Here is a 20,758-nt window from a genome sequence, read left to right on the forward strand (position 1 = left end):
ATTCCTTTTTGGAACTGAATGGTATTTTTGGCCATGCCGTGCTCCTTTTGAGGTGAAGGTTGGGAGCACTATGCCATAGCTGGTATGACAAATAGCGTCATACCACCAAAAAAAATGCCGGCTGAAGTTCAGTGGTAATCAGAAAAAAAATAACCATTTCATCCCAAGATGCGTCTTTTTTCGCCGGTTCCAGGCCGGCCGGCAAACGAGCGGGGATTTTTCGACCCCGACACTGTCCCGGACAGGCTCGACATGGTCGGGCGACGGTAAGGAGGTACGGCAACCAACGGCACACTCTGGTTGCGAAAAAAGAGCCGGGAAGCATTTCGCTGGAACATCAGCCAACTCTGCGGTATAGTTCAACCGTTTTGGAACGATCCGCCTCCGGCTGCCGCCATGCCGCGGCCGCGGGGAATGCAGAGGAAGCGAACAAGGAGTTGGACAATGAAAAGGACAGTGACCGGGATGCTGCTCGCAGCGGCATGGATGCTCGCAGGGGCCGTTGCGCCGGCGCGGGCTATCGATCTGTACGGATTCGCCAGCTATTGGGGCAATGGCGATCTCGAAGGGAAGGGCGGCTTCGGCCTCGGAGTCGGCATGCCCCTGATCTCCGAGCACCTCATCCTGGACGGACGGATGTATTTTCTCGACAAGAGCTCCCTGGCCCACGACGATGAAGTCACCATGGTGCCCTTCGATCTCGGCCTGCAACTGCACCTGATGCCCCGTTCCGACCTGGATCCCTATGGCCTGGCCGGGGTTTCCTTCATCTATGCCGACGCCGACCGCAGCGATGTCGATTCAAGCTTCGGCGCCTATCTCGGCGCCGGCCTCGAATGGGCTCCGATCTCCTTTCTCAGGCTGTTCGGGGAAGGGGTCTATCGCTTTCAAAAATTGGACGGCAGCCGGGGCAGCGATATCGATGTCGGCGGCCTGAGCGGTAATGTGGGGATAAGGATATACTTCTAGAAATGACGAATTTTTAGAACAAGGCCGGGGCTTCCCATGCCACAGGGGAGGGACCTCGGCCCTGTTCGGTCGATAAAGCGGCCCCAGGTGCGCTAGAAAGCGAATTTGACCGCGGTCAGTATCTTGGTGGCCTTGTCGGCATTTTCCCCCCAAATGCCCTGCTGCACGCCGATGTTCACCCGCCAGGTTGCGTTGTACGGCATGAGGAGGCCGGCGGTCACGGCCAACGTCTGGGCGTCGTCTTCGCCTTCCAGGTAATCGTGGCTGTAGTTCAACTCGACCTCGGGCTGCAGCCAGTGGAAAACCTGATAACCCACCGCCAGGTCGGTGTTGAGGGTGCCCCTGGCGTTGGCGCGTTTGTTGCCGATGGGCAAGGCGTAGCCGATATCGCCGTTGGCCGTCCATCGCCCCCAGTCCTTGGTCAAGGCCAGGGTTTGGTTGAAGCTCCAGTATTCCTGGCTGGTGCCGATGTCGTCGCGGTCCGAATCGCTGCCGGTGGGAAGGGTCACCCCGGCGATGTAGGCGAATGCCAGGTGGCGCTGCGGATTGTTGTAGAAGCGGTAGCGCCCTTTAATATCCAGGTCGGTAAAATCGGCTCCCCGTGAAGGACCGGCCATGCCGTCGTTGGGGTCGAAATCGTTGTCGTTGTCTTTCAGCCAACTGTAGCCGCCCTTGATGTTCAAATCCACGTCTTCGACCAGGCCGGCGAGGAAGGACAAGGCCAGGCGCTGTTCCCGGAAAAGCCCCCGGCCATGGGCATGGCCGCCCCCGTCCCAGGATCGCTCGGAATGAGTGTAGGCAAAGGAAGGTTCCAGCTCGTAGTGGCCGGGGTCGAGCGGAGAGGCATCGGCGGTGTTGAGCTTGGCGTGCTCGTTGCTGACGGCCTCCACTGCCGTGGTGTTTTCCGGGCCCGGAATTGCGGCAGTCGGGGCGGCTGGCGCTCCGGCGGGCAGCAGGACGGATCCCAACAGGCAGCACAGGGCGAGTTTGGAACTGTGCGTGGCATGGCGTGGCATGATCGACTCCTTGTGGGGTATAAGGGTTGGGGTTGCCGTCTGAACGGGGCACATGCCGCCCGGACAAACGCGCGATAATCGTTTCGATGGCGCACAAGTCCCGGTGGGCTCCGCTCGGGGCAAAATCGCCGCCGCATGCCTGCCGGGTGCGTTGCCTGACCGCCCATCGGCGATGTCCTGGCCAAGGTCGGCGGCGTTTATTGCCGATCTTCTGAAAAGTCGTTTTTTCCCCTGCCCGATACGGGCTTATTGGCGGGGGGCACCGCCGATGCGCTCCGAACCGCGAGGCAAAAAAACATTGGTTCGCGGCTGACCTGTTCTCCCGACAGGTGGAGGATTTGGAAGGATTGTATCGCGCTTTTTCCTTTGATGATAGGTGAATATCGCCTGGTCGGGAAATATTTTCGCGGCCGTTGCGGCTGGCATGGCCGGGATATCGGCAGCCGCGAAAAACAGGCTCTTGCACCTGGGCGGCCAAAGCGGGTATGCTCATCCGACGGGCCGCCGACCGACAACCGACCGGCCAATCGACGACCGCCTTTGGGACGGTCGAAAAACACGATTTCCGGGCCGCGTTTCGCGGCCGCTTGACCATGGCCGTATTGCAGCAAGCATCGCCGCCTTTTACCCGCAACGCCCTGGCTGTGTTGTTCGAGCGTTCGAATTTCGAGGCCTTCCAGCAACCCGGCGCGCCCTCCCATTACTGGGCGCCCCTGATCTCCGCCTGTTCCGGCGCGCGACGGGACGAGATCTTTTTCCTCACCCCGGACGATATCCGCCCGTTTGACGGCACCTATTTTTTCCTGATCAAGGCCACCTCCCCCGGACCAGGACGCCCCGGCATCGCGGCCCGCTCCATTCCACTCCATCCTCTGCTGGTGCGGCTGGGGCTGCCCGAATGGGTCGAAACGCGACGGCAAGCCCAGCCGCAAGAACGGGTTTTCTCGGAATACAAAGCCCTTCGGGAGCACGCCGGCCTACCCTTTTCCAGGGCCTTCGTCCAATGGATCAAGGCCACGGCGGAACGATTGCCGCCTGAACAGCGGCACCTGTTTGCCGAGGATTTCCATTTTCCGTCCCTGCGGGCGCTGTTCCTGGCCGAAGCCGGACGGGCGGGCATGGACGATGCCGTGGCGCGCGCCATCCGGGGAACCGAAGGCGGCACGCCGCCGGCCGACCGGGAGGCATCCTGGCGCGCCCTGGCTGCGGCCGAGCTGGCGCGGGTCGATATCGAATCCTGCTTTCCGCCCCTTGATCCCTATCGCGAACTCCTGGCCTGACCTCGGCTCACCTTCTCTCGCCGCCTTGCCTATGCAACCCGCTCTCTTCGACACCTGGACCGACCGCTACGACAGTTGGTTCGCCACCCCGGTCGGCCGGCTGGTCAAGCGCTACGAGACCGACCTGCTGCTTGCGCTCCTCGATCCCCGGCCCGGCGAGCACCTGCTCGACGCCGGCTGCGGCACCGGCATTTTCACCGTCGATGTCCTGACCAAGGGCGCCCTGGTGACCGGCATCGATCTGTCGATCCCCATGTTGGCCGGGGCGGTCGGCCGCCTGGGAAACGGCGGTTTTGCCGCCCTTGGCGCCGACATGTGCGCCTTGCCCTTTGCCGACGGCAGCTTCGACAGGGTTTTTTCCATGACCGCCATCGATTTTGTCGCCGACGGCGGCAAGGCAATGGCCGAGTTGGACCGGGTCGTCCGGCCGGGTGGCCGGGTGGTGGTGACCACCCTCAACAGTCTCGGACCCTGGGCCGAACAGCGGCGGCGGAAGGGCGCGGCCGGCCACGATCTCTTTGCCACCATCCATTTCCGTTCGCCGGCGGCCATGCGGGCCATCGCGCCCGCAGTCCGCATCGAGACCGCGACCGCCATCCACTTCGGCAAGAACGATCCCCTGGAGGCCATCCCGGAAATCGAACGGCGCGGCCGCGAACAGGGGCTGGACACCGGCGCCTTGGTCGCGGTTTGCTGGGACAAGGAGTAAGTCCGCCGCCGGTGGCGCCTTGGTTTGTTTGGCAGGTAAGAAGATATTGACTTGCCACCTGTTTTCTTATAGGAACTGGCCTGGCGCCCGATGCCGCCAGGCAGGGGGGAAGGTCCGATGGCAGCCGGCCGGCCGGGACTTTTGCCGCTGCCCCGCGCCGTCAATCCCTGCCCGCCTAGAACCTCATCCGGAATCGTGTTATGTACGACGTCTTCAGTCTGCCCGCCATCCGCTTCCCCGAGGGTTTCGTCTGGGGCAGCGCCACCGCCGGACATCAGATCGAGGGAGACAACATCCATTCCCAGGCGTGGCACAACGAGCAGCAGCCGGAGTTTTACCGGGACGATCCCGAGCGCGCGACCCGCGCCCCTTCCGGCAAGGCCTGCGACCATTTTCGGCTGTACCGGGACGATGTGGAGCTGATCGCCTCGCTCGGGCACCGAGCCTACCGCATGTCCATCGAATGGAGCCGGATCGAGCCGGTGGAAGGGCGTTGGGACCACCGGGCCCTGGCGCACTACCTCGACCTGCTGGAACGGCTGGTGCGGAAGGGCATCCAGGTCTTCGTCACCCTGCACCACTTCACCCATCCGCTCTGGTTCGAACGGCTGGGCGGCTTCGGCAAGGCCGACAACCGCCGCTTTTTCGAGCGCTATCTCACCTTTCTGCTGCCCCAAATCAGCCCCATGGTCAGCGGCTGGAACGTGATCAACGAGTTCAACCAGTGGGGCGGACTGACCGCCGGCCCGACCGTCGCGCCGCTGAAATTCAACATGCTGCGGACGCACGCCCTGGGCTACCACCTGATCAAGCGGTATTCGTCGGCTCCGGTGAGCAGCGCCCATGCCTTTATCCACTGGTTTCCCCGCCGGTTCCACGACGACCTGGACCGGCGCATGACCGATTTTGCCGATTTCACCACCAACGAGTTCTTTTTCCATGCCCTGCGCACCGGTGAGTTGGTCTATCCCGGGGTGGACGCCGAGTATGATCCCGAAGTCAAGGGCAGCCTGGATTTCTGGTCGGTCAACTACTACACCCGCCACATGGTCGACGCCCGCCTGGCCGGTCTGGACGGCCCCCGCTTTGCCCACAAGCTGCTGCAAATGATTCCGATACGGTTTTACCTGGAGGAGATGTATCCCGAAGGGCTGACCGCCAATCTGGAGCGGTTGCGCGACTACCCGGTGTACATCACCGAGAACGGCTGCTGCGCCGACGACGACCGTTTTCGCATCGTCTACCTGGCGCTGCATCTCTCCGCCCTGCACGAGGCCCTGGAGCGCGGGGTGGATGTGCGCGGCTATTTTTACTGGTCGCTGATGGACAATTACGAGTGGACCACCTTCATCCCCCGTTTCGGCCTGGTGGCCGTGGATTTCCAGACCTTCCGGCGCAGCCCCAAGACCAGCGCCCTGTTCTATCGGGAAATCATCCGGGACAACGGCTTTGGCGGCGAGACGGTGCGGCGCTATCTGGACGCCCTGCCCACCTTGCCCGGCCCCGTTGCCTGACCGTGGTGCTTGTCCGTGTCCCTGTCCCATCGGCCCGGACCGCGGCAAGAGCTGCCGGCGGCCACGCCGTTGCCCCTTCGCGGCCATGCCCGCAACATGTTCCAACCCATGAGTCAACACAATGAGCACGAACAATTTCTTCATTGAATTCCTGCGACTGGCCAAACTGTACTGGTGCTCCGAGCACAAGCTGAAGGTCCGGGGCCTGATCGTTTTCCTGGCGTTTCTCACCGTCTTGCAAATGATCATGGCGGTGTTGATGACCCAATGGAGCGCCGCCCTGTTCAACGCCTTGGAGCAGCACTCCATGCGGGCCCTGCTGGTCCAGGTCGGCTTGCTGGCCCTCCTGTTTGTCGCCGAGATGGCGTTGACCGGCACCCACCTGGTCATCAAGCGGAACCTGCAGGTCTCCTGGCGCGGCTGGCTGACCGAGTATGTGTTTTCCCGCTGGATGGATGCGGGCCGCCATTATTTGATCACCCCCTTGCCGGGCGAACACGACAACCCGGACGGCCGCATTGCCGAGGATTGCCGGGTGACCACCGAATCGGCGGTCATCCTCGGCCATTCGCTGCTGTACAGCATCCTGCTGCTGGTCGGCTTCACCGATGTGCTCTGGTCCCGCTCGGGCGTGGTGACGCTCGATCTGGGCTTTGCCCAAATTCCCGTTTACGGACATTTGGTCTGGATCGCGATCGTCTACTCGGCGCTGGCCTCCTGGTTCGGTTGGTTGCTGGGCCGGCCCCTGACCGGCGCCACCAATGCCCGCCAGTCGGCGGAGGCCAACTTTCGCGCCAGTCTGCTGGAGGCCCAGGAGAACAGCCAGGCCATCGCCCTGATCCACGCCGAGGACTGCGAACGGAAACAATTCCGTTCCCTGTTCCTCAAGATCCAGGAGGTCTGGAACGCCCAGACCGCGGCCTGGCGGAACATAACGATGTTCGGCACCGGCTACGCCACGTTTTCCATGGCTTTTCCGATCCTGATCTCCGCTCCCCGCTACATCATGGGCAAAATCACCCTGGGTTCCTTGATGCAATCCGCCCAGGCCTTCCAGCACATGACCTCGGCCCTGTCCTGGCCGGCCAACAACCTGGGCGGGATCGCCGAGTGGCGCGCCTCGGTGGAGCGCATCCTGAGCCTGTTGCAGTCGCTTGAGCATGTGGACCGGGAGGTGGCCCAAACCGAGCATCGCATCCAATTGGTCTGCTCGGACCGGCCGGTGCTCGCCTTCCGCCAGGTCAGGATCGGCAAATACCAGGGCACAACGCTGACGCCGGAAATCTCCATGGAAATCGGCAAGGGCGAGCATGTCCTGCTCACCGGCAGCGCCGTCACCGGCGCCCGGCTGTTCCGCGCCATCGCCGGGATACGGCCCTGGGGCAGCGGCATCATCGAACTGCCCAGCCAGGGTCGGCTGTTCTTCATGCCGGCCCGGCCCTACCTGCCCACCGGCACCCTGCGCCACGCCATCGGCTATCCCTCCTCACGCCGGATCTACACCCAGGAGCAGATCGAGCAGGCCCTGCGCCTGGTGGGACTTGAGCGCCTGATCGAACAGCTCGACCAGCGGGAGCATTGGTCCAATTTCCTCACCCCGGAGGAACAACAGCTCTTGGGCATGGTGCGCCTGCTGCTCAACCGGCCCCAGTGGGTTTTTCTCCAGGAGTCCTTCGATGCCCTGGAGCCCGAGGACGAGAAGCGGATGTTGCGCTTGATCTGCGAACAGCTGCCCGAGGCCACCCTGCTGGCGATTTCCCACTCGGCCAATGGCACCGCCTTTTACACTCGACGTCTGGCTTTGTAGAAACAATATTGAAAACAGGAGGTTCCATGACAAGTGCAACGGTGAACGAATACGGCGGCAAACTGCGCGGGGTCAATCTCGGCGGCTGGCTGGTACTGGAGAAGTGGATCACTCCCAGCCTGTTCGCGGGGCTCGAGGCCACCGACGAGACCTCCTATTGCGCCGAGCTGGGCGAGGCCGAGGCCACGCGGCGCCTGCATCGCCACTGGGACACCTTCATCACCCGCGACGACTTTGCCTGGCTGGCCCGGGCGGGCGTCAACGCGGTGCGGCTGCCCATCGGCCACTGGCTGTTCGGCAAGGACTATCCCTATCACCGCGCGTACGGCGAGGCACGCCATCCTTTTGTCGAGGGAGGGGTTGCGATCGTCGACCGGGTCTTCCGGTGGGCCGAGGAGTGCGGCCTGCGGGTGCTGCTGGATCTTCATGCCGCGCCGGGCTGCCAGAACGGCTTTGACAACGGCGGCATCCTGGGGGTGTGCGAGTGGCACACCAAGGAGGAGTACATCGAGCATTCGCTGGACGTACTGGAAAGGCTGGCGCAGCGCTACGGCAGCCATCCGGCGCTGCACGGCATCCAGGCCCTCAACGAACCGAGTTGGGACATCCCCACCGAGTTGCTCAAACGTTTCACCGCCGAGGCCTATCGCCGCATCCGCCGCCATTGCCCGGCCGAGCGGACGACCGTGGTGTTCCACGACGGTTTCCGCGATTTCCGCGAGTATGCCGGCTTCCTCCAAGAACCGGAATTCCGGAACGTGGCCATCGACATCCATCGCTACCAGTGCTTTGTGCGCAGCGATCTCGACCTGGACATCTTCGGCCACATCCGCATGAGCGCCGGCGAGTTGCGCGAAGAGGCGGCGACCATCGTCCGCGAATCGGGGTATCAGGTCTATTGCGGCGAATGGAGCCTGGGGCTGGACATGAAGGTGGTGTCGCTCTGGGCGGAGGGGCCCTTCAACCACGCCCTGGAATCCATGGACGAATTCCAGATGGCGACCGCCCTGCGCGGTTTCGCCGCGGCCCAGCTCCTGGCCTTCGAGCAATGCGCCGGCTGGTTTTTCTGGACCTATCGCACCGAGACCACCCCGGAGTGGAGCTACCGCGACTGCGTCGACCAAGGCATCATTCCGGACCTGGGCCGGGCGGAACAGACGGTGGGCGTCCGCACCATGTTGGCGCGGGCCAAATAGCAAAGCAAACTTCGTGAACCGGAGGCGAGACGATCGTGATCAGGGTAATGAGCTTCAACATCCGCTACGGCCTGGCGCCCGACGGAGAAAACCACTGGCACCACCGCAAGCATCTCGCGCTCGCCCGCATTCGGGCCTTTGGCCCCGACCTGCTCGGGCTTCAGGAGTGCCGCGATGACGAACAGGCCGCCTTTGTCCGCCAGGGCTTGCCGGACCTTCATTTTTACGGCGTCCATCGGCAGGGACCCGGCGACACGGCCCTGGAAATGGCGCCTCTGCTGTTTCGTCCGGCGGCGTTCACCCTGCTGGACTCCGGCTGCTTCTGGCTGAGCGAAACCCCGGAAGTGCCGGGCAGCATGAGCTGGGACAGTGCCTACGCCCGCACCGTGAGCTGGGCTCGGCTCGCCTGCCGGACCACCGGCCGGGAGCTGACCTATGTCAACACCCATCTCGACTACGAGCCCGAGGCCGTGGTCAACCATGCCCGCTGTCTGCGGCATTGGCTCGACCGGATTGAGTCCGGGATGCCGCTGATTGTGACCGGCGACTTCAACGCCGACAAGGACAGCGAACCCTATCGGCTGCTGACCGGCGACCATGGCCTGAACGACGCCTTCCGGCTGGCGCATCCGCCGCCCGGCCAGGATGAGGTCACCTACCATGCCTATGGCCAGGAAGAGGAGCGGACTTCCATCGACTGGATTCTGATCTCCGACCATTTCCGGGTGATGGAGGCGCAGATCGACCGCAGCCGCGAAGGCCGTCTCTTCCCCTCGGACCATTACCCCGTCACGGCCGTGCTCGACTGGCGCGATTAGGCGCGCCTTGGTGCGCGCCAGAGGGCCGGGGAAGGGCTTTGCTAGTGCATGTCGTTCTGCTCCGGCCTCAGGTATTCCGCTGCGTAGCGCTGCGGAATATTGGCCTTGAGGAACAGATCGTACAGGTCCGGATCGATGTGATGGCACTGCTTGAATCCGTCCATGATGTCGAGCGTCTCGCGCAGGGACTTGCTGTTTTTATACGGACGGTCCCAGGCGGTTAGGGCCTCGAATATATCGGCGATGGCCATCATTCGCGCGGCCCAACTCATCTCCTCGCGTTTCAGCCCGCGCGGGTATCCCCGGCCGTCCATGGTCTCATGGTGCGATCCGGCGATCTCCGGTATCCGCTGGAGATGTTTCGGCAGGGGCAGGGATTGCAGCATGATGATGGTTTGGGTGATGTGATCGTTGATTTTGTAGCGTTCCTCCTCGGTCAAGGTGCCCCGGCGGATACCCAGGTTATACAGTTCGCCCCGGTTGTACAGGGCCTCGGGCACCTTGAGTTTGAAGCCCCATGGATTGTCCGGGGAAATGCGGTCTTGTGGCCCTCTGGCAATAATGTGCTCACGATTGTCCATCAGCAAAAATTCCTGGGCCGGGGGAGCCGGTACCCCGGCCTGTTCCATGCGGATCCGCTCATCGCGCGAGACTCCCAACCGCTTGTCCAGGGTACGCACCCAGGTGCGGCGGGCGATGGCCGCCAGGCGCGCCAGATCTTCGTCACCGAGGTCTCCGTCGCCGAGATTGCAGGAGGCCACGAAGGCAAAATCGTCGTCGATTTCCCGCCAAATCCCTTCCAGCTTGCGCTGTTCCTCTTGAGCTTCCGCCCCCTCCAACCTGGCGCGCAGGCTGGCTATTTCGGCGTCGCGCTTCAGCACTTCGAAGCGGGTGCGGATTTCGTGCAGGCGGTCGTACAGAGTTTCCAGCTTGGTGGCCTTGTCCATCACATACTCCGGCGTGGTGATCTTGCCGCAGTCGTGCAGCCAGGCCGCCAATCGAGCCTCTTCAAGCATTGCATCGTCCAGACGGAAATCTTTGAGCGGCCCCTCCTCGCTTTGGTCGGCGGCTTCCAGCAGCATGTGGAAAATGATCGGCACCCGGGCGCAATGGCTGCCGGTATGAGGCGACTTGGTGTCGATGGCCCCGGCCAGAATCCGGATGAAGGCATCCCGCAGGTCGAATTGGTCCTTGATGAGAGCCTGGGTCTCAAGAACAACCGCCGCGCCCCCCACCAGCGTTTCCAGGAAAGCAGTCTCCTCCGGTGAGAAGCCTCCGGAACCATCGCGATCGCGTTTCAGAAAAGTTATTCCTCCCAGCGATTCACCCATTCGATCGCGTAAAGGCAGACAAAGAATGCGTAAACAGAGCACGGAAGGATCGTTGAAACCAGGTGCGGGCCCTGGCAGTCGTGCGCGGGGATCGTGGGGCTTGATACGGTCTCGAACGATGCAATTGCCGTCTATGGCCCGACAGGTCGCGTACGTCCGTCGAGAAAGATGATTGATTGAGGCCATCGGCAGCTCCACCACCTCGCCGTCATCCCAGCAAAAGAGAATCTTTTCATCCAAACCGTTCTTGTTGCCGCTAATAACCAAAATAACGCCTTCCGGATCGACCATTGCGATGATTTCCTTGAGGATGCGCTGCAGCTGGACCTGAAGGTCGCGTTCGTGGCCAACCATGCCAAGGAGATCGAGAAATTTTTGCTGATGTTCCCGCATGGCCTGCAGACCATCGGTCAGCAAGGATACTTCCGACAGGTACGAATGGGGATATCCCGAAGCGAGGTCGCCCGGTTTTTCGTAGAAACGGTGGGTGCGGGCAGTCATGATCCGCAAGGGCTGGCTGATATATTGTCCGGCCAGCCAGGCGACCGGGGCCACCAACAGCACGACGCCGAACATGCCGAGCAGGGTGTAATGCCAGAAGACATGCTCGGCAGCCCACATTTCGTCGCGCGGGATGGCCAACACCATGAAATCGTCCGGTCGGTTCGAAATTTCCACCTCCTCCATGATCAAGAGCCATTCTCGCTGGTCTTCCGTGACCATCAGGCCGGTGCTGCTTGCGCCGTTTTCGATTCTCAAGCTGCTGGTCCGCAATCCCTGCTGGTATTTTTTCAAACCCCGCCGGATAACCGGGGAAAGATCTTCTACGGCACGTAGTTGCGGATGGCCACTCTCGTCAAGGAGCATGCCCTGGAAGGAGGCCAGGAGGGTGGCGTCCGGGCGAAACAAGACCAGGTGCGAGCTTGGCGTGGGGAGTTCGCTTGCCAATAGGGAAGAGAGTTGATCCACGTGCAAAGCCAATCCGGCCACCGCGCGGCCGTTGAGGCTTTTCTGAACAACTTGAATGCCCACCGCGTGGCGATCGGCCAGGAAGGTGGCGTTGGTTTCGATCGGGCCCGTGGTGCGCATGGCCTCCTGGTACCAGTTTCTCGACCGGGGATCGTAGCCTTGGCCCAAGAAATCGGTTCTCTTTTCCAGAAGTTGCAACCGGGCGTCGTAAAAAAAATATTCGCTCGCGGATGGTGCCCTGTCGGTCCGGACCTCGCGGACCAGCAGGGCGCTCCCCGGAGGCGCCTTGAAATGGAGGCGGTCCCTTTCGTTTTTTAACAGTTTGACCAGGAAAAAATCGCCGTTGTCGTAGCCCACGAAAAGTTCGGCAAAGAGGTGATAGGCCTGCAGAGCCGCCTGGAGCAGGGGGAGGTATTGCGTTCGTTCTTCGGGTGAGCGGGTTTGGGGAACGGGTCCATGGCTGAAGGCTGCCACGAAATTCCGTGAAGGCTGGGAGATGTTGTTGATGAGCACCCGTTTGACGCTGCGCCCGATAGCATCTGCTTTTTGTTCCACGGTGGCACTGATGGTCCTGTTGACCACGTGATAGCCGATGCCGGCCATGCAGGTCCCGGCCATCAGGAGCACGACGGCGCAGAACAGACCAAAGTAGCTTTGCAGGCCGAGAAGGCGGCGAGGGAGATTGTTCGCCTGGTCAGGCATCCTTTGCCTCCATGTTGGTTTTTGTTCCCGATCCTCTTGGGTGCGGGCAGTCTTCAGGCCACATTTTACCCTGGAGTCAAAAATGGTATTTTTTATTAGATAGTATGATTAATTGTAATGGGCTCGGACGGCGTTTCGGCGCCGCTGTCGGCCGAGATCGGCCGCAGCGATACGGCATGACTCCGAATGCAGTTTATCCCACCCACCTCGTTTCGTATAAAAAATATTGCGTACCTGCCGATTTTGTGGTTTTTGTGTTAGGAGATGGTGGAGGGCGCCATTAAGTAGCGCCTGCCACGCTGTTCCCTTCTTCGCCGCAATCGATTCAGCAGCAAACGAATAAAGCCAATTCCTGCCTCCGTCAGGGCAGGCGGATAGGCAGGAAGCCTTCCGCTCCTCGGTGCCGTCGCGCCGATTTTGGCGGTCCATGCAACATGTCGTAACCGTGCCGGATGCGCCTGGCGACGACATGTTTCTTCTTTTCTGAAAAAAATAACGGTCCCGGCTGGTTGACCAGCGAGACCGGCTGTTGCTCCATACTCCCATAATCTCCGGATCTTGTTGTCCGGCGCCGATTGGCGCGGTTGTTTGCGCCCGACGTCGGAAAAGAACGCGACAGGTGCAGGTCGGCGCTTTGCCGACATCCCGGCCACGTTGTCTCTGCGTTTCGGTAACCGCGTGGTCCAATCGAACAGAGGAGGTGCAGGATGGTTTTCAGGAGGTTCGGCCTATTCTTCTTTTCCCTTCCCCTCGTACTGGCCGCCCAGGTGGCCCACGCGGCTTCGGCCGAATCCCCCGCCGACGACGCGGCGGCCGGGATGGTGTTGGTCCCGGTCAAGGGCGGCTGCTTCCAGATGGGCGATTCGGTCGGCGATGGCGAGCCGAACGAGCGGCCCGTGCATGAAGTGTGCGTGCCGGATTTTGCCATCGGCCGCTTTGAAGTCACCAACGGCCAATACCGAAAATTCAAGCCGCAGCATGCCAGCGGCAATGCCCAGGGCGGCACCTTAAACGACGACAAGCAACCGGCGGTCAACGTGTCCTGGGACGACGCCGTTGCCTATGCCAAGTGGCTCTCGCTCCGGACCGGCCGGACCTACCGTCTGCCGACCGAGGCGGAGTGGGAATACGCCGCCCGGGCCGGTTCGAACCAGAGCCGCTTCTGGGGCAACAATCCCGACGAGGCCTGCAAGTATGCCAATGTCGCGGACCTGACGGCCAAGAAGCAATGGGCCAAATGGACGACCTTCGCCTGCGACGACGGCTATGCGGTTTCCGCCCCGGTCGGCAGTTTCGCGGCCAATGGCTACGGGCTCAACGACATGCTGGGCAATGTCTGGGAGTGGTGCGAGGATGTCTACAACAGCGAGGCCTATGCCAAGCTGCCGAAGGACAATCCAGTGTACCGCGGGGCGGGTGAATACCGCGTCATGCGCGGCGGCGGTTGGAGCAACGGCCCCCTGGGGGTCCGCAGCTCGCACCGGGTCGGGCTTTCTCCCGATTTCGGCCATCATGCCCTCGGCTTCCGCCTGGTCGTATCCGGGCCCTGAGGCGAGCGGTGCGGAAAACCGCCGTTCATCCCCCATCACATCCAGGAGGAACAATGAAGAAAACCTGTTTTGCCGTACTGCTCCTGCCGCTCGGCCTGCTCCTGCTCGGCTCCAGCCCGTCGACCGGTGACGCCACCGATGCCACCGAAGCCGCCGACGCCAAAAAGGGCTTCATCGGGGCGATCACCTGCAAGGATTGTCACGAAACGCAATACGAAAGCTATGCCCGATCGGTCCATTTCCAGAAATACGTCAAGGGACCTCAATCGCAGGATGCCTGCGAAACCTGCCATGGACCGGGCGCGTCCCATGTGGAAAAGGGCGGCGGCCGCGGGGTCGACATTTTCGCCTTTGAAAAACAGGCCGGGCACACGGCCGAGGAAATCAGCGGAGTCTGTCTCAAATGCCATGCCACCACGGCCCGCATGACCTATTGGGACATGGGACAACACAAGAAAAACGATGTGGCGTGCACCGCCTGCCATGCCATTCACAAGCAGCAGCGCGCTCCGGTCGACCAACTCACGGTCTGCTTCCGCTGCCACCGCGACATCAAGGCGCAAATCAGCAAGCAATCCCGGCATCCGATCCTGGAAGGCAAGGTCAAGTGCAGCGACTGCCACGATGTCCATGGCGCCATGTCCAAGGGAATGATCAAGGCGGAAACCCCCAATCTGCTCTGTTATACCTGCCATGCCGACAAACGCGGTCCCTTTGTCTGGGTTCATCCTCCGGCGGACGAGAACTGCTTGATCTGCCATACCCCCCACGGCAGCCGCCACGAGAACCTGTTTGCGGACAGGATTCACGTGATCTGCCAGGATTGCCACGACGACAGCTCCCATCACGGCGCGGCCTATGACAACAGGTCGGGTTTCGGCGGGGCCAAGGAGAGCAATCGTTTTGTGGCCCGGGCCTGTGTCGAGTGTCACCACAGCATGCACGGCTCGGCGAATTTCAGACGCTCTTTCAGCAGATAAGGAGGCGAGCCATGATAAAAAAAATGTCCACCGCTTTGTCGGTTTTGTCGTTTGTCGTTCCCGTCCCGGTCCTGGCCGAAGGTGAGGCGTTCGAATATCGGGGGAGTATCGAGCTCGGCCTGATGGGGGCGGATGTCGACGGCCGCAACAGCGCCAAATTCGAGGAATACCGGGATATGGACGACGGTCTCTTCGGGACCCTGCAGTTCGATGCCCTCAAGGATTCCTCTTTCCTGCAGATGGATGCCGCCAACCCCGGCCGCGACGACCAGAGCGTCGATGTCCACGGCGGCAGGTACGGCTCGTTCAAGTACAACCTGTACTTTGACGAAATGCCGCACAATTATTCCTACAATGCCCTTTCCTTCTATCGGGGACTCGGCACCAACCACCTGATGGTGCCCGCCGATCCCACCGCCACGCCCCCCAATTCGTTCGAGACCAGCACCGCGACCTGGTCGACTTTCGATTACTCGGTGCAGCACAAGAAATACGGCGGCCAGGTGGAGGTGGCTCTGGCCGAACCCTATTTCGTCAACTTCGGGGTCGAGCGGCGCGAGCAGGACGGGAAACGGCCGTTCAGCGTCCGCGAGAACATCGAGGTGCCCCTGCCGATCTCGTACGTGACCGACAACCTCAACATGCAGGCCGGCTATCTCGGCAAAAACATCACTGCTTCGGTCACCGGCTATCTCAGCTCGTTCACCAACGACAACAAGTACTTGTTGTGGGACGATCCCAGTCCGGACGGCAACAATCCGGCCAACATCGTCCAGAGCGCGGTCACCGACCCGGACAACGACATGGGCAAGCTGGCCGCGGATTTCAGTTGGCGGGGGCTGCCGCTCAAGTCGGCCCTGGCGATGAATGCCAGCTACACCAATTTGTCCAACAGCATCTCGGCCAACGAGATCAATGTCAACCCCTACACCATGGGAACGGATTTCTACAGACTCAACCGCACCCAATTCGACGGGGACATCGACTACACCTCCTTCTCCGCCGCCCTGGTCTCCGAGCCGCTGCCGCGCTTGGACACCCGGATCTACTACCGTTTTCTGGAACGGGAAAACCATTCGACCCACATTTTCTACAACACGGGCTCGGGGAACAACGCCCGGGAACTACTCAGCTACGACAAGAACACCGCCGGCGCCGAGCTGGGATACCGGCTGCCCTACCGGACGAAATTCAGCCTCGGCTACGACTATGAAAACATCGACCGTTCCACCCCGCTGCCCGCCTATGTCGATCTTCCCGACACCTACTACCGCTACGACAATCCCGCCTCCACGACCAACGACACCTTTTTTGCCAAGCTGAAAAACAGTTGGCTGGGCTGGCTGACCACCACCGTCAAGTACAAGCATCTCGAACGGAATTCGGACTACACCGGCGTCTACGATCCCTACCTGAACCAGGGTGTGATCCGGTTCGATGCCGCCAACAAGAGCATGGACGAAATCAAGCTGGGGCTCGAGTTCTCGCCGTTTGACCGGCTGGATTTCGGGGTGGACTTCACCTACCAGAAAAACGATTATGACTACAGTCGCGAGTCCCGCACCAGCGATGAACGGAAGAATGTGTATCTCGACATGACCTGGCGGCCCTTCAAGAAGGCTTCGCTCAATACCTATGTCGGTTTTGAGTACACCGAGACCGATGCCAACCGGATCACCAACCTGGAGACCAATGCCACCCCACTCTATGGCCAGTTTGTCGACGACAATTTCTGGACCTATGGGATAACGCTCGATCTGCCCGAGGTGATCGACAAACTCTCGTTCAGGATTTCCTGGCAATATCAGAAATCAGACGGAAGCGTCAAATATAACAACAGTTACACCAACACGGATTTGGTCAACATCAGCGATTCGGACGATTACACCAAGAAGACCCTGGAAGCCAAGGCCATTTATGCTTTCGATGCCCACTGGTCCATGACCGTGGGGTATCTGTACGAGAAGTTCAATTTCAGCGATATCGCCTATGAGAATTACAAATATATTCTCAATAATAGCGATTATTACAGTGGTGTGTACTATGACCAGAACTACAACGCCAATGTCGGATATGTAATTTTGGCGTATAGATTCTGATCGGAAAAAGATAGCGCGGCAATTCTTGCTGCTACCCGGCAGTTCCGGCGGCCGGTGAAACACGATCGCACCGGATTTCCCCGCTCCATCAAGCACAAAAGGCCCCCGGCGCATGCCGTTGGGGGCCTTTTGTGTTGCTGATGACCTCGAAGATGACAAATTTCAGGAAATTTCAGCAAAGTACCGTTCAAGCGGAAGCCGGCTGAACGTATCGGTACTCAATTTCTCCTATGCCTGGAAAGGCCGGCGCGAATGGGATCGGTTCGAACACCCGGGCGCCGGCCGGGAAAGCGGCATTTTCATGCGCCAGTGCATGAGGGCTGCCAGTGAGTAAAAGTAAGCAAATACACCTATCTATTATTTTTTTCCATTGGTTGCTATACTCAATGTTATTCTGAGGAGTGCTGTCATCCGCACAAGCCGGACGAAAGAGAGCCCGGAGAGCTTCTCGATGGTAGAATGTTTTGTGGAAAAGGTCATACAAGCCGAAGAGATCCAACTCTGGACCATTGCGTCTTCATCCCCGAACACCGGATGCGTTTGTACCGAGGTATGCATTTGATGCACTTGCCGTCCCCATTGTTCCGGCAGAAACGCCGTGCTTGCAACCCGGCAAAGCCTAATCATCGCGCCCGATCGTCCCACTTGCGATCAATAGAAATTGAATCGATTTTTTTCAACCACCATCCTGCAATCAACCTTTCTTCACAATTTTTATGGCAAAGACAGTTCGGGACAAGATCGACAATATTGCTTGTTGTTCCATTCGTGAATAATCGGAATTGACCAATTGCACATTTAAATTTGTGTTTGTTAATAATGAGTTATGTGTAAATATGTTTTCATATTGAAAATATAAATAGATGATAAAAAGATAGAATGGAACAGGGTAGCTTGCAATCTATTATATTGTTTATATTGATTTTGACGAGTCAGTCTTATTTGACTCTAGCGATTACCGCATTTAAGCAAGATGTAAATTCGAGGATCAGGCAAGCGTATATGGTATCCGCTTCCTGTCTTTCTGTATGGAGCGCGTCGTATGGGATTATGACAACATCGACTACGCATAATTATATGTTTACCTTTTGGGCAATAGGTTATGCTGGTAGCTGTTTCTTTTTTGTAACATGGCTTCATTTTTTGTTATATCTAACTAGGTCAAAATTATTAAATAATAAAAATTTATTAAGTTCGTTGTATATTATTACTTTTGTAATCTATGTATTATGTATTACTTCGAATGAAGTGTATTTTGTTAAAACTGAATATGGAAATCAATTTTTATATAAAGATAGTTTAATTTTTAAAATTTCATTTATTTACAGCACGTTGGTTGTTTTGTTGTTTTTAACGATACAGATTTTATGGATGTTTGGGGCGGATTATAAGCGTAATAAAAAACAGGCTATCCGTTTTACGATTCTTACCGCGATAGTTGCTCCTCCTGGGCTGGCATGTGATTTCTTTTTTCCAACATTTACGAATTTTCAGTTTCCGCCAATTACAACTGTAGCGATTTTGATTGTTTCGGTGCAGTTATATTTTATAATGAAGAAGAATAAGTCGTTGAATATTACTGCAGGAAGTGCATCTGATGTAATATTTAAATCGATGGAGATTCCAATATTTTTTCTCGATAGCAACGATGATGTTATTCTTGCGAACAATTCAAGTGTTAATTTGTTTAAAAAAATTTCAAAATACTCACATGGTGGAAAAATTTACGATATTTTGAAAGGTAACAATAAGTCGATCGACAGTGATTTATTTTCAAATGGCTTTGCTAGCAAAATAATAACGCTGAATGTGTCTGGTGAAGAAAAAATATATGACATGTCCCTTGATATTGAAAAGGATGAATATGGGGATGTCTTTAGCAAGGTTGCTATTTTTAGGGATATCACTGACATACACAATGCACTCGATCATGCGATGGAGGCAAGTAAGGCCAAGGGAGATTTTTTGTCCAGGATGAGTCACGAGATGAGGACTCCACTGAATGCAATAATTGGTATGGCCAGAATCGGGATAGACAGCAAGGATAGCAATAAAATGCAATATTGCTTGGGAAGAATAAATTCATCTTCCAAGCATTTGCTGGCTTTGATTAACGATATTCTTGATATGTCGAAAATTGAATCGGGAAAGATTGAGATAAATAGCGATAAATTTAGGCTGAATGACAAAATTGAAGAAATAATAAATGTTATCTCTATAAAGGCTGAAGAAAAAAATATCGATTTCGTGGTGGATATCGATCCGGCCATTCCGAACGATCTTGTTGGCGACGAGTTGAGGCTGTCGCAGGTGATAACAAATCTGTTGTCGAACGCGGTCAAGTTCACGCCGGAAAAAGGCGCCATTCATCTCGATATCAAGCTCAAAAGTCGTATTAATGCACAAGAAAGCATTATATACGTTGAAGTCGCAGACACCGGCATAGGAATACATCCAGACCACATCAAAAAGCTTTTCCATGCTTTTGAGCAAGTCGATGGGAGTATAGGCCGACGCTTTGGCGGGACAGGTCTCGGACTGGCTATTTCCAAAAAAATTGTGGAAATGATGGGGGGAAGAATTGGAGTTCACAGCGGATTGGGCAAAGGAAGCCGGTTCTTTTTCACCATGCCCTTGCAGCACCCGAGCCAACCAAGTTGGCATCCATATCATTCACCTTTGGTTTGCACGGATATCCGAGTGGTTGTCGTGGATGACTCGCAGGAGATACGGGATTATTTTGACCGCCTCATGACACGATTGGGGGCAAGGTGCGACTTGTTCGCCAATGGGAGTGCAGCTCTCGATAGTATTCGCAATGCAGCATCGTCGGCACCGTATCATGTCATCTTTGCCAATTATTTAGTGCAAAATCTCGATGGAATGAAAATGATCCACGAGATGAAGAAAATTTCGCCAAGTAGCCTGAGTGTCATCATGGTTCCTGTTTCAAGATGGAATACAATCGAAAATGAATCGACACAGTCTGGAGTGGATAAATTCATTCAAAAGCCGTTGGTGAGTTCGGCCATTATTGAAATAATGGACAGTATGGTTCATTCCGATGAAAAACATGAACATGTCGAGCAGGATGAACAGCGTTCGCTGCAGGGAATTTTCAAGAGGAACAGTGTCCTTTTGGTTGAAGATATGGAATTGAACCGGGAAATCGTGCAAGCTCTCCTGGAGGAAACCGAAATCGCCATGGATTTTGCCAAAAATGGGGAAGAAGGCGTTCATGTATTCATGACACGTCCAGATCGATATGATTTGATCCTCATGGATATGCAAATGCCGGTGATGGACGGCCTGGAGGCGACCAGGAAAATACGCGCGCTGGATGTGCCGAGAGCCAAGACGATTCCCATTGTCGCCATGACAGCCAATGCCTTTAAGGAAGACGTGGACGCCTGCCTCGAATCCGGCATGAACGATCATATCGGAAAACCGATCGATTTCGATCTGCTGATCGAGAAGCTGACCAAACATCTTGCCCCGGCTCCCGCCCCTGCGGAATAAAAGAGCCGCCGACTTTGTGCGGCCGCATGCGCAAAGCTTTTGCCAGGGAAAGAGAAAGGGAGAGGGGAAGCGAGGGGACGCTGACGGTGGGTCCGCCAAAACCCCCTTGGCCGTATCCGTGGCCAAGGGGGAAACTTGAACCCGTGACCGCGCGGGTGGCTAGTCGTCCTTGAAAAAGCCATTTTTCATATTGTCGGAGCAAAGAATTTGTCACCGGTTTTCTGGCCATCGGAGCAATGCCAGAGAGCAAAAAGCCAGTCGGCAAAAAGAAGCAGCAACTTTTCCCTCAACTTCCTGAG

14 protein-coding genes are annotated in these 20,758 nt (G+C 57.8%); 11 read left to right on the forward strand and 3 right to left on the reverse strand.

The features are described from left to right. Nucleotides 1-444 precede the first annotated feature (444 nt). On the forward strand, nucleotides 445-969 hold the full coding sequence (locus tag RMR13_RS03980; protein ID WP_310599347.1) for an outer membrane beta-barrel protein: 525 nt from the start codon (nucleotides 445-447) through the stop codon (nucleotides 967-969). A 92-nt stretch (nucleotides 970-1,061) separates the two neighbouring features. On the opposite strand, the gene RMR13_RS03985 is transcribed toward RMR13_RS03980, so the two are convergent. Next, complete coding sequence (locus RMR13_RS03985; RefSeq protein ID WP_310599348.1) at nucleotides 1,062-1,985, reverse strand: transporter; 924 nt, start codon at nucleotides 1,983-1,985, stop codon at nucleotides 1,062-1,064. Nucleotides 1,986-2,470: 485 nt separating this feature from the next. Between RMR13_RS03985 and RMR13_RS03990 the strand changes: the two genes are divergently transcribed. The 6 genes from RMR13_RS03990 to RMR13_RS04015 all read left to right on the forward strand — a co-directional run bounded on the left by RMR13_RS03990 (nucleotide 2,471) and on the right by RMR13_RS04015 (nucleotide 9,309). Beyond that, nucleotides 2,471-3,265, forward strand: coding sequence for a hypothetical protein (locus tag RMR13_RS03990; protein ID WP_310599349.1), 795 nt, complete (start codon nucleotides 2,471-2,473; stop codon nucleotides 3,263-3,265). A gap of 31 nt (nucleotides 3,266-3,296) precedes the next feature. After that, complete coding sequence (locus RMR13_RS03995) at nucleotides 3,297-3,974, forward strand: methyltransferase domain-containing protein (protein ID WP_310599350.1); 678 nt, start codon at nucleotides 3,297-3,299, stop codon at nucleotides 3,972-3,974. Nucleotides 3,975-4,174: 200 nt separating this feature from the next. Then, on the forward strand, nucleotides 4,175-5,488 hold the full coding sequence (locus tag RMR13_RS04000; protein WP_310599351.1) for a family 1 glycosylhydrolase: 1,314 nt from the start codon (nucleotides 4,175-4,177) through the stop codon (nucleotides 5,486-5,488). 121 nt (nucleotides 5,489-5,609) lie between these two features. After that, entirely contained in the window at nucleotides 5,610-7,295 is a 1,686-nt protein-coding gene (locus RMR13_RS04005; RefSeq protein ID WP_310599352.1) for an SbmA/BacA-like family transporter, read from the forward strand. A gap of 26 nt (nucleotides 7,296-7,321) precedes the next feature. Continuing rightward, nucleotides 7,322-8,491, forward strand: a complete 1,170-nt coding sequence (locus RMR13_RS04010; RefSeq protein WP_310599353.1) for a glycoside hydrolase family 5 protein — start codon at nucleotides 7,322-7,324, stop codon at nucleotides 8,489-8,491. A 35-nt stretch (nucleotides 8,492-8,526) separates the two neighbouring features. After that, entirely contained in the window at nucleotides 8,527-9,309 is a 783-nt protein-coding gene (locus tag RMR13_RS04015) for an endonuclease/exonuclease/phosphatase family protein (protein ID WP_310599354.1), read from the forward strand. 41 nt (nucleotides 9,310-9,350) lie between these two features. Here the strand turns inward: RMR13_RS04015 and RMR13_RS04020 are convergent, their stop codons facing one another. Then, nucleotides 9,351-12,311, reverse strand: a complete 2,961-nt coding sequence (locus tag RMR13_RS04020; RefSeq protein WP_310599355.1) for an HD domain-containing phosphohydrolase — start codon at nucleotides 12,309-12,311, stop codon at nucleotides 9,351-9,353. 361 nt (nucleotides 12,312-12,672) lie between these two features. After that, nucleotides 12,673-12,849 (reverse strand): hypothetical protein, encoded by a 177-nt coding sequence (locus RMR13_RS04025; RefSeq protein WP_310599356.1) that lies wholly within the window; start codon nucleotides 12,847-12,849, stop codon nucleotides 12,673-12,675. Between the two features lie 169 nt (nucleotides 12,850-13,018). Here RMR13_RS04025 and RMR13_RS04030 point away from each other — a divergent pair, with 169 nt between their 5' ends. The 4 genes from RMR13_RS04030 to RMR13_RS04045 all read left to right on the forward strand — a co-directional run bounded on the left by RMR13_RS04030 (nucleotide 13,019) and on the right by RMR13_RS04045 (nucleotide 20,459). Then, nucleotides 13,019-13,861, forward strand: coding sequence for a formylglycine-generating enzyme family protein (locus tag RMR13_RS04030; RefSeq protein WP_310599357.1), 843 nt, complete (start codon nucleotides 13,019-13,021; stop codon nucleotides 13,859-13,861). A 53-nt stretch (nucleotides 13,862-13,914) separates the two neighbouring features. Beyond that, the gene (locus tag RMR13_RS04035; protein WP_310599358.1) at nucleotides 13,915-14,841 is read left to right on the forward strand and encodes a DmsE family decaheme c-type cytochrome; all 927 of its coding nucleotides are present in this window, start codon (nucleotides 13,915-13,917) and stop codon (nucleotides 14,839-14,841) included. A gap of 11 nt (nucleotides 14,842-14,852) precedes the next feature. Beyond that, entirely contained in the window at nucleotides 14,853-16,940 is a 2,088-nt protein-coding gene (locus RMR13_RS04040; protein WP_310599359.1) for an MtrB/PioB family outer membrane beta-barrel protein, read from the forward strand. An 879-nt stretch (nucleotides 16,941-17,819) separates the two neighbouring features. After that, a complete protein-coding gene (locus RMR13_RS04045; protein WP_310599360.1) occupies nucleotides 17,820-20,459 on the forward strand; it encodes a response regulator in 2,640 nt (879 codons plus the stop codon). Nucleotides 20,460-20,758 lie beyond the last annotated feature (299 nt).

The organism is Desulfobulbus sp. (assembly GCF_031547805.1).
Taxonomy (GTDB): domain Bacteria; phylum Desulfobacterota; class Desulfobulbia; order Desulfobulbales; family Desulfobulbaceae; genus Desulfobulbus.